The sequence below is a fragment of the Arthrobacter sp. Cr_A7 genome, from assembly GCF_029222765.1.
Taxonomy (GTDB): domain Bacteria; phylum Actinomycetota; class Actinomycetes; order Actinomycetales; family Micrococcaceae; genus Arthrobacter.
The window spans coordinates 1-7,023 of record NZ_JARHXQ010000191.1; the positions used below are offsets into that span (position 1 = coordinate 1).

The 7,023-nt window shown below is 65.4% G+C and carries 8 protein-coding genes; 2 read left to right on the forward strand and 6 right to left on the reverse strand.

The window, feature by feature from the left end; genetic code table 11:
• Together P2Q66_RS11230 and P2Q66_RS11235 are read right to left on the reverse strand one after the other, a co-directional pair.
• Positions 1-570, reverse strand: a 570-nt coding sequence (locus P2Q66_RS11230) for a TrmH family RNA methyltransferase (protein ID WP_275728072.1), incomplete at its 3' end; no start/stop codon positions are given.
• Between the two features lie 134 nt (positions 571-704).
• Complete coding sequence (locus P2Q66_RS11235; protein WP_275728062.1) at positions 705-1,718, reverse strand: hypothetical protein; 1,014 nt, start codon at positions 1,716-1,718, stop codon at positions 705-707.
• A gap of 273 nt (positions 1,719-1,991) precedes the next feature.
• Here P2Q66_RS11235 and P2Q66_RS11240 point away from each other — a divergent pair, with 273 nt between their 5' ends.
• Complete coding sequence (locus P2Q66_RS11240; RefSeq protein ID WP_104443630.1) at positions 1,992-2,822, forward strand: HAD-IIA family hydrolase; 831 nt, start codon at positions 1,992-1,994, stop codon at positions 2,820-2,822.
• On the opposite strand, the gene P2Q66_RS11245 is transcribed toward P2Q66_RS11240, so the two are convergent.
• The 4 genes from P2Q66_RS11245 to pyrE form a co-directional block, all read right to left on the reverse strand.
• A complete protein-coding gene (locus P2Q66_RS11245) occupies positions 2,819-3,859 on the reverse strand; it encodes an alpha/beta fold hydrolase (protein WP_275728064.1) in 1,041 nt (346 codons plus the stop codon). The two genes, P2Q66_RS11240 and P2Q66_RS11245, sit on opposite strands and share 4 nt — an antisense overlap.
• Positions 3,860-3,928: 69 nt before the next feature.
• On the reverse strand, positions 3,929-4,549 hold the full coding sequence (locus P2Q66_RS11250) for a hypothetical protein (protein WP_115526239.1): 621 nt from the start codon (positions 4,547-4,549) through the stop codon (positions 3,929-3,931).
• A gap of 84 nt (positions 4,550-4,633) precedes the next feature.
• Positions 4,634-5,401 carry a GAF and ANTAR domain-containing protein gene (locus P2Q66_RS11255; protein ID WP_079598430.1) on the reverse strand — a complete coding sequence of 256 codons (768 nt, stop codon included), beginning with the start codon at positions 5,399-5,401 and terminating at the stop codon, positions 4,634-4,636.
• 136 nt (positions 5,402-5,537) lie between these two features.
• A complete protein-coding gene (pyrE, locus tag P2Q66_RS11260) occupies positions 5,538-6,122 on the reverse strand; it encodes an orotate phosphoribosyltransferase (RefSeq protein ID WP_275728068.1) in 585 nt (194 codons plus the stop codon).
• Positions 6,123-6,196: 74 nt separating this feature from the next.
• Between pyrE and nadE the strand changes: the two genes are divergently transcribed.
• The coding region (gene nadE / locus P2Q66_RS11265; RefSeq protein ID WP_275728070.1) for an ammonia-dependent NAD(+) synthetase at positions 6,197-7,023 on the forward strand (827 nt) is incomplete at its 3' end.

The following is a 7,023-nucleotide window of genomic DNA, read 5'->3' on the forward strand; positions in this document are numbered from 1 at the left end:
GAGCTGGTTGAAGACGTGCCGCCGCACCCAGGCGTGCATGGCGATCGCGGCGGCGGACGCTGCATTGATGGACCGGGTGGAGCCGAACTGTTCGATGGACAGGGTGGCGACGGCCGCCTCGTGGACCTCCGGCGTGAGCCCGGGACCTTCCTGGCCGAACACCAGCACACAGTCCTTCGGCAGCTCGTACGTTTCCAGCGGGACGGAGTCCGGGAAGATGTCGATCCCGATGATGGCCAGCCCTTCCCCCTGCGCCCACTCGACGAAGTCGGCAACGGTGGGGTGGTGCCGGACGTGCTGGTAGCGGTCGGTGACCATGGCCCCGCGGCGGTTCCACCGCCGTCGGCCGATGATGTGGACCTCCTTGGCGAGGAAGGCGTTGGCGGTGCGCACCACCGTGCCGATATTGAGGTCGTGCTGCCAGTTTTCGATGGCCACGTGGAAGTTGTGGCGCCGGGAGTCCAGCTCCGCCACGATCGCCTCGTGCTTCCAGTACCGGTATTTGTCCAGGACGTTGCGCCGGTCGCCGTCGGCCAGGAGGTCGGGATCCCAGTGGTCGCCTTCCGGCAGTTCCCCTTCCCAGGGCCCGACGCCGACCTCCGCCTTGGGCGCGGAGTCCTCCCCCGGCGCTGCCTCGCCGGATGGCGGATCGGACGGCGGCGGAGTCTGGGGCTGGTCAGTCACGCTTCAACTTTAGCCGCGGGTCAGCCGTCCAGTTTCCAGCGGTTGGCGCGGTAGGAGTTGGAGATCTGCTCCAGCAGGTCCGGGTGTTCGTTCCAGTACGTCTGGTGCCCGCTGACGCCCACCATCTGCGGAGTTCCCCACGGGGTGACGCTGAACAGGTTCACGGCCCGGATGGTTTCGCCACGGGCGTTGGTGCAGGTAAAACCGATGACGACGGCGGCCGTCCGGCGGAATTCGCGGGTCTCGGGAGTGGTGGTTTCGAAGTTGCCCGTGCATTTGTGGCCCACCAGGTGCTGCGGCAGGTCGGCTGCGGGCATGGTGGCGAACTTCGCCTGGATCTCCGCTATGGCCTCCTGCACCTTCCCGGGTTCCTTGCCGTATTTGCCTTCCTCGGCTTCGGCGAAGAACGCGTAGGCCAGGGCGATGCCGTCGCCGTCGCGCTCCTCCGTGCCCTGGGCTTTCTGCTGCATGGGCGTACCGGTGGTGGGATCCGTGGTAATTCCGAAGGTGTCATCGGCGGTCCAGGATGTGAGGTACTGGAAGGAGGACTCTCCTGTGACAAAGCGGCTGAACAGGGGATCGCCCTCGGCGGGGATGTTGGCCGGCCCCTGCAGGTCCGCCCAGCCCGGGGGAAGCGGAATGGCGCCGGCCGGCACATCGTCCGCAGCCTGGCCGGATGGTGCAGCCGATTCTTCACCCGCTGGGCTTTCCTCCGGCGCCGGGGACGACGCCCCCGCGGACGGGGAATCTGCGGCCCGCGGCGCGGTGAACACCGGGACCACCCACACAAAAACGGCGACGAGCGCGGCTATGACGGCTGCCGCAACTGCCCCCAGGACGATGAACAGCGTCTTGTTGTTGCGGGGCGGCTCGTGCTGCGGCTGCTGCGGGGCACCAGGTTGCGGGTACTGCTGCCCGGGGTACTGCGGGCCGGAATACTGCTGGTTGGGGTGCTGGCCGGGAAGCGGCGGCGGCGCGTAGGCCCCGGCGGCATCCCTGGACGGTGGCGGGGCACTGTAGTTGCTGTTGCTCATGGCAGTCCCTTTCAGGTGCTGGTGGCAGCCTGCGGTTCCCGCACGGTGCCAGGTGGTCTCTGTTCAAAGGGACGTGCTGGCGCGTGCCGGCGCAACAAACACTGCGGACATCCCCGGATCCGCAGCCGCTGGCACCTTGGTGCCAGCTAAGAGCCTAGTGGACCGGGCAGCCAGGCTGGCCGCCGGGCCCTTCCCTCCAGGGGTCCAGGTTGTTCGGGCAGAAGGATGAAAGACTGGGAGCCGCAACCGGCAGATGAACCTGGAGGAGAAAACATGGCAGAAGCGGACACGGTCAAGGGAAACCCGGCGGTCTACCGCAGCGGCCAGGACATCGAGTGCTGGCTGACGGACATGGACGGTGTGCTGGTCCACGAGAACCAGGCGGTGCCCGGGGCCGCGGAGCTCATCCAGCGGTGGGTTGACACGTCCAAGCGGTTCCTGGTGCTGACCAACAACTCCATCTTCACTCCGCGTGACCTTGCCGCCCGGCTCCGCGCTTCCGGACTGGAAGTACCGGAGGAGAACATCTGGACCTCCGCCCTGGCCACCGCCCAGTTCCTGAAGGACCAGGTGCAGGGTTCAGGATCGGGCAACCGCGCCTACACAATCGGCGAGGCAGGACTGACGACGGCGCTGCATGAGGCAGGCTTCATCCTCACCGACCAGGACCCGGACTTCGTGGTGCTCGGCGAAACACGCACGTATTCCTTCGAGGCCATCACCACCGCCATCCGCCTCATCCTGGCCGGCGCCCGCTTCATTGCCACCAACCCGGATGCCACCGGCCCGTCGAAGGACGGCCCCCTGCCCGCCACCGGTGCCATCGCCGCGCTGATCACCAAGGCCACGGACCGGGAGCCCTATGTGGTGGGCAAGCCCAACCCCATGATGTTCCGCTCCGCCATGAACCAGATTGATGCGCATTCCGAGACCACCGCCATGATCGGTGACCGGATGGACACGGACATCATCGCCGGCATGGAGGCCGGGCTGCATACGGTCCTGGTCCTGACCGGCATCACCCGGCGCGAGGACATCGGTGCCTACCCGTTCCGGCCCAACCAGGTCTTGAATTCCGTGGCGGACCTGAAGAACCAGATCTAGAAAACGGTCACCCTGGAGCCGCCGCGGGGCAGGGGGAAGAACCCGTCCAGCAGTTCGTCCAGTATTGGCCGGTAGATGTTGGGGTTCCAGCCCGGGCTCGCATGCGCCGGGGCGGCACCTGTGGTCTGCAGGTCCGTCGACACGATGTTGTCCTTGAACGCCACGGCCCAGGCTTCGGCTGCCGTCTGGTAGCGGACGGTCCGGTCCCGGGGATTGCCGACGTAGGCCATCTTGGCCGTGCCGATCTTGCCCACGAACCGGGCACCCTCGAAGTGGTAGATGTACGCGGACTCCGTCTGGACGAGCACGCTGGACGGAGCGATCGGGGACAGCTGTTCCATCGTCTGGTCCAGGATCTGGCGCCAGCTGCGTTCATCCTTGTGGATGACCCGTTCGCCCAGCTCGTAGCCGCCGCGGAGGGTGGACGGGAACCGGAATCCGCGCTCGTAAAGGAACACCACGCCGTCGAACCAGCTCTGGTCCAGGACATCGTGCTTGCTGTAGGGGCTGGAGTCGAGCACGATGAACTCCACCTCCACACCGTGGATCTCCAGCAGCCGGGCGGCCACCTGGGTTGCGACCATCCCGCCGAAACTGTGCCCGTAGAAGAACAGCTTGGTGATCTTCTGGGCACGGACGTGCTCGATCAGGGCGATCACGATGCTGTCGATGTCCAGGCCCTGGTTGGAGTAGCCGACGGCGGCCAGCCTGGCCCGCTTGTTCAGGGACCCGCGCAGGGAGTTGAGGATCCATTGCGCCTCTTCCCAGCTGGTCTTGTAGCCGGGGAACAGGAACCAGCTGGCGTCCGGGTAGTAGAGGTCCGCGAAACCGTCCGAAACGGTAAGGATCCTGTCCGTCCGGCGCTGCGACTGGACCTGCCGGGTGAGCAGCATGTCTGCGGCCAGCAGCCCGGAGGCGCCGGCTCCGGTGAGGAAACCGCGCCGCGAGAACTGTTTCAGGGCAGCAGCTTCCGCCAGCAGCCGGGCAGCGGAACTCCCGCGCCGGTTCTGCGGATTTACGTCCCCCTCATACGGCACACCTCTACCGTAGGCACAACTGAAGACACCGCCGCAAGAAGCGGGGTGTAACCATTCAGTGACGCCGCGTCAGCTGGCTGCCTGATCCTCCGCTGCCGGGAATGGTGTTTCCGGTTCCTGCCGGCGCCTCGAGAGTTCCTGGCCAATGTCGTTGTAGCGGCCCAGCAAATCGGCGCCGGCGAAGGCTTTCGGATTGTCCAGCATGGCAAACAGCGAGTCGCTGGCCGCCAGGAGTTCCTCGTCGGTGTACTCCGCCAGCGGCCGGCCGAAAATTTCCTCCAACGGTTCAGCCGGCGCGGCGGGGAACGCATCATGCCCGGCCCCCAGGAGGGCAACGTCGTCGTCAACGATGACAAGGGGCTGCACGCGGGATTCGCCCGTGTCTGAGGGGGACGTCCAGCTGTCAGTGGCGGGGGTGAGGTGAAGCGACACGCCGGCACCGTGCAGGGCCGGCAGCGTGGAATCCATGGCGTTGAGGTCTGTCCGGAGCCCGGCCAGGGCAGAGGACTCCACCAGCACGGCGTTGGAGAGGTCCACCCTGACGTGGGAACGGATACCCATGCGCCTGACCCGCCGGATGATGTGCATGAGGTCGGGGCGCGATTCGTGGTTCAGGCTCCCCCGGACGTCGATCCAGACGGTATCGGCGGGGACATCGAGGTTAACGATGGCATTCAGTGCGCGGTCCATAGGTACTCCAAAAAAGGGTGTCTATGGCCGACGGCTCAACCTCGGCAAGCGTATCCTCCAGCGGGAGCGGGCACAACCCGTATGTCAGGCCGTCTGGTCCGATTGCCTCTGGCCGGGTTCCTGGTAGTGGGTCCGGGTGCCCGTGCCGCCCACGGAATCTACCAGCGATTTGGCGATGTCCCGCAGCTTGGTGTTGCTGTTGCTGGACGCCTCGGTGAGGATGTTCACCGCGGACTCCTGGCTGCACCGGTTCTGGGCCATCACGATGCCCACGGCAATATCGATGATGGTCCGGGACTCGAGGGTTGCGCGCAGGTTCGCGGCACTGTCCGTGTGCAGCGAGAACCGCACCGCCAGCCGCAGGGCCTGCGAAATTTCCCGGGTGTAGCCACGGGCCCTGGCGGTAGCACGCTCGTCGAATTTGCGCGGGACGTCCGAGTACAGGTTCAGTGCCGCTTTGGCGTCGCCCTGAAGGTTGAAGGGCAGGGAAAGCACCGACCGGAGGCCGTGCGAGGCCACCGCGTTCGCGTAATCCGGGCCCCAGCGGTTCTCCTCGAAAAGGTCCGGAACGTGGACTTCGCGTTCCTCCTTGGCCGCCGTCAGGCACGGCCCCTGGGACAGGGAGTACTGGATCTCGTCCACTTCCCGGGCGGAGTCGCTGCTCCAGCCGATGGTGGCGGCCTTGCGGTCGCGGAGCAGGGTGATGCCGCAGAGGGCGTCCTCTCCATCGCCTGCCATCTGGTGTGCCGAGAAGCGCGCCAGCTCGTTGAGGAAGTCCTCGAAATCGGCGCTGTCCAGGATGAGGTTCTGGACCTGGTCCGTGGTGCTCAGAGGTTTTTCGGGGGTGAGCATGGGCAGGTTCTCCAACGGGTACTAAAGGGGGTTAACGCAAATAATAGGCCACCCTCAAGTTCGGATCCAAAAAAAGTCCGGCCCCTGGCCCCCGCAACCGGACCGGCAAGGATCCGGCTGCGGTGGAGAAATAAGACTACGAAAGGCCCAGTTCGTCCTTGCCAAAGGCGAACAGGTAGGGCACGCCGGTTTCAGCTTCGATCTTTTCCTTGGCTCCCGTATCGCGGTCCACGATCACGGCAACAGCCACCACATTGCCGCCGGCTTTGCGGACGCCTTCCACTGCAGTGAGGGCAGAGCCTCCGGTAGTGGAGGTGTCCTCCAGGACCAGTACCTTGCGGCCCTCCACGGAGGGGCCTTCCACCTGGCGCCCCATGCCATAGGACTTCTGGGCCTTCCGGACCACGAAGGCGTCAACGGCACGGCCCGAATCTGCGGCGGCGTGCATGACGGCAGTTCCAACGGGATCCGCGCCCATGGTAAGGCCTCCGGCGCACTCAAAATCGATCCCGGCCTGGTCCGCGAGCGCCAGCATTATCTGTCCCACCAGCTTGGATGCTTCGTGGTGCAGCGTGATCCTGCGGAGGTCGATGTAGTAGTCCGCCTCTGCTCCGCTGGAGAGGATCACCTTGCCGCGGACCACGGCGAGTTCCTTGATCAGTTCGAGCAGGCGGGCGCGGGCGGCTGCAAAGTCTACTGCAGTCTCACTGTGGGAAGTCATGCGCTCCAGTTTAGTAGCGGCCGGACAGTGTGGATGCTTGAGCCCCGTTGACACGGCTGGCTAGTGTGGACCTCATGCGCGAACTCCAGGCCACCATCATCGAAGAAATGGGCGTGCAGCCCCGGATCGACCCTGCAGGGGAGGTGCGCAAACGTGTCGGATTCCTCAAGGACTACCTCAAGGCCACACAGACCAAGGGCTTCGTCCTGGGCATCTCCGGCGGACTGGATTCGTCCCTCGCCGGAAAGCTTGCCCAGTTGGCGGTCGAAGAGCTTGAAGCCGAGGGCGTGGAGGCCAACTTCGTTGCCGTGCGCCTGCCGTACGGAGTGCAGCATGACGAGGAAGACGCCCAGGCCGCGCTCGACTTCATCCAGCCCAAGACCGAGTGGACGTTCAACATCTCCGCCGCCGTGGACGGTTTCGAGGATGAGTTCGAGAAAACCGTGGGAAGCGAAATCTCGGACTTCCACAAGGGCAACACCAAGGCCCGCACCCGGATGATTGCCCAGTATGCCCTTGCCGGCGAGCATAACTACCTGGTGATCGGCACGGACCATGGAGCGGAATCCGTCACCGGCTTCTTCACCAAGTACGGCGACGGCGGCGCGGACATCCTTCCGTTGTTCGGCCTCAACAAGCGGCAGAACCGGGCACTGCTGGCAGAACTCGGCGCCCCTGCACGCGTCTGGGAAAAGGTGCCCACCGCGGACCTGCTCGATGACCGGCCCGGCCGGACGGACGAGGACGAGCTCGGGCTGACGTACGACCAGATCGACGACTACCTGGAGGGCCGCGAGGTTCCGGATGACGTTGCCGAACTGATCGAACAGAAGTACCTGCGCACCCGGCACAAGCGCACCGTTCCCGTCAGCATTTTCGACACCTGGTGGAAGCACGAGGG

What these genes read in the sequence shown, in the direction of transcription:
- P2Q66_RS11235 (WP_275728062.1), bottom strand. Translation starts at nt 1,718, where the DNA reads ATGAGCAACAGCAACTACAGTGCCCCGCCACCGTCCAGGGATGCCGCC.
- pyrE (WP_275728068.1), bottom strand. Translation starts at nt 6,122, where the DNA reads ATGACTTCCCACAGTGAGACTGCAGTAGACTTTGCAGCCGCCCGCGCC.
- P2Q66_RS11255 (WP_079598430.1), bottom strand. Translation starts at nt 5,401, where the DNA reads ATGCTCACCCCCGAAAAACCTCTGAGCACCACGGACCAGGTCCAGAAC.
- P2Q66_RS11250 (WP_115526239.1), bottom strand. Translation starts at nt 4,549, where the DNA reads ATGGACCGCGCACTGAATGCCATCGTTAACCTCGATGTCCCCGCCGAT.
- P2Q66_RS11240 (WP_104443630.1), top strand. Translation starts at nt 1,992, where the DNA reads ATGGCAGAAGCGGACACGGTCAAGGGAAACCCGGCGGTCTACCGCAGC.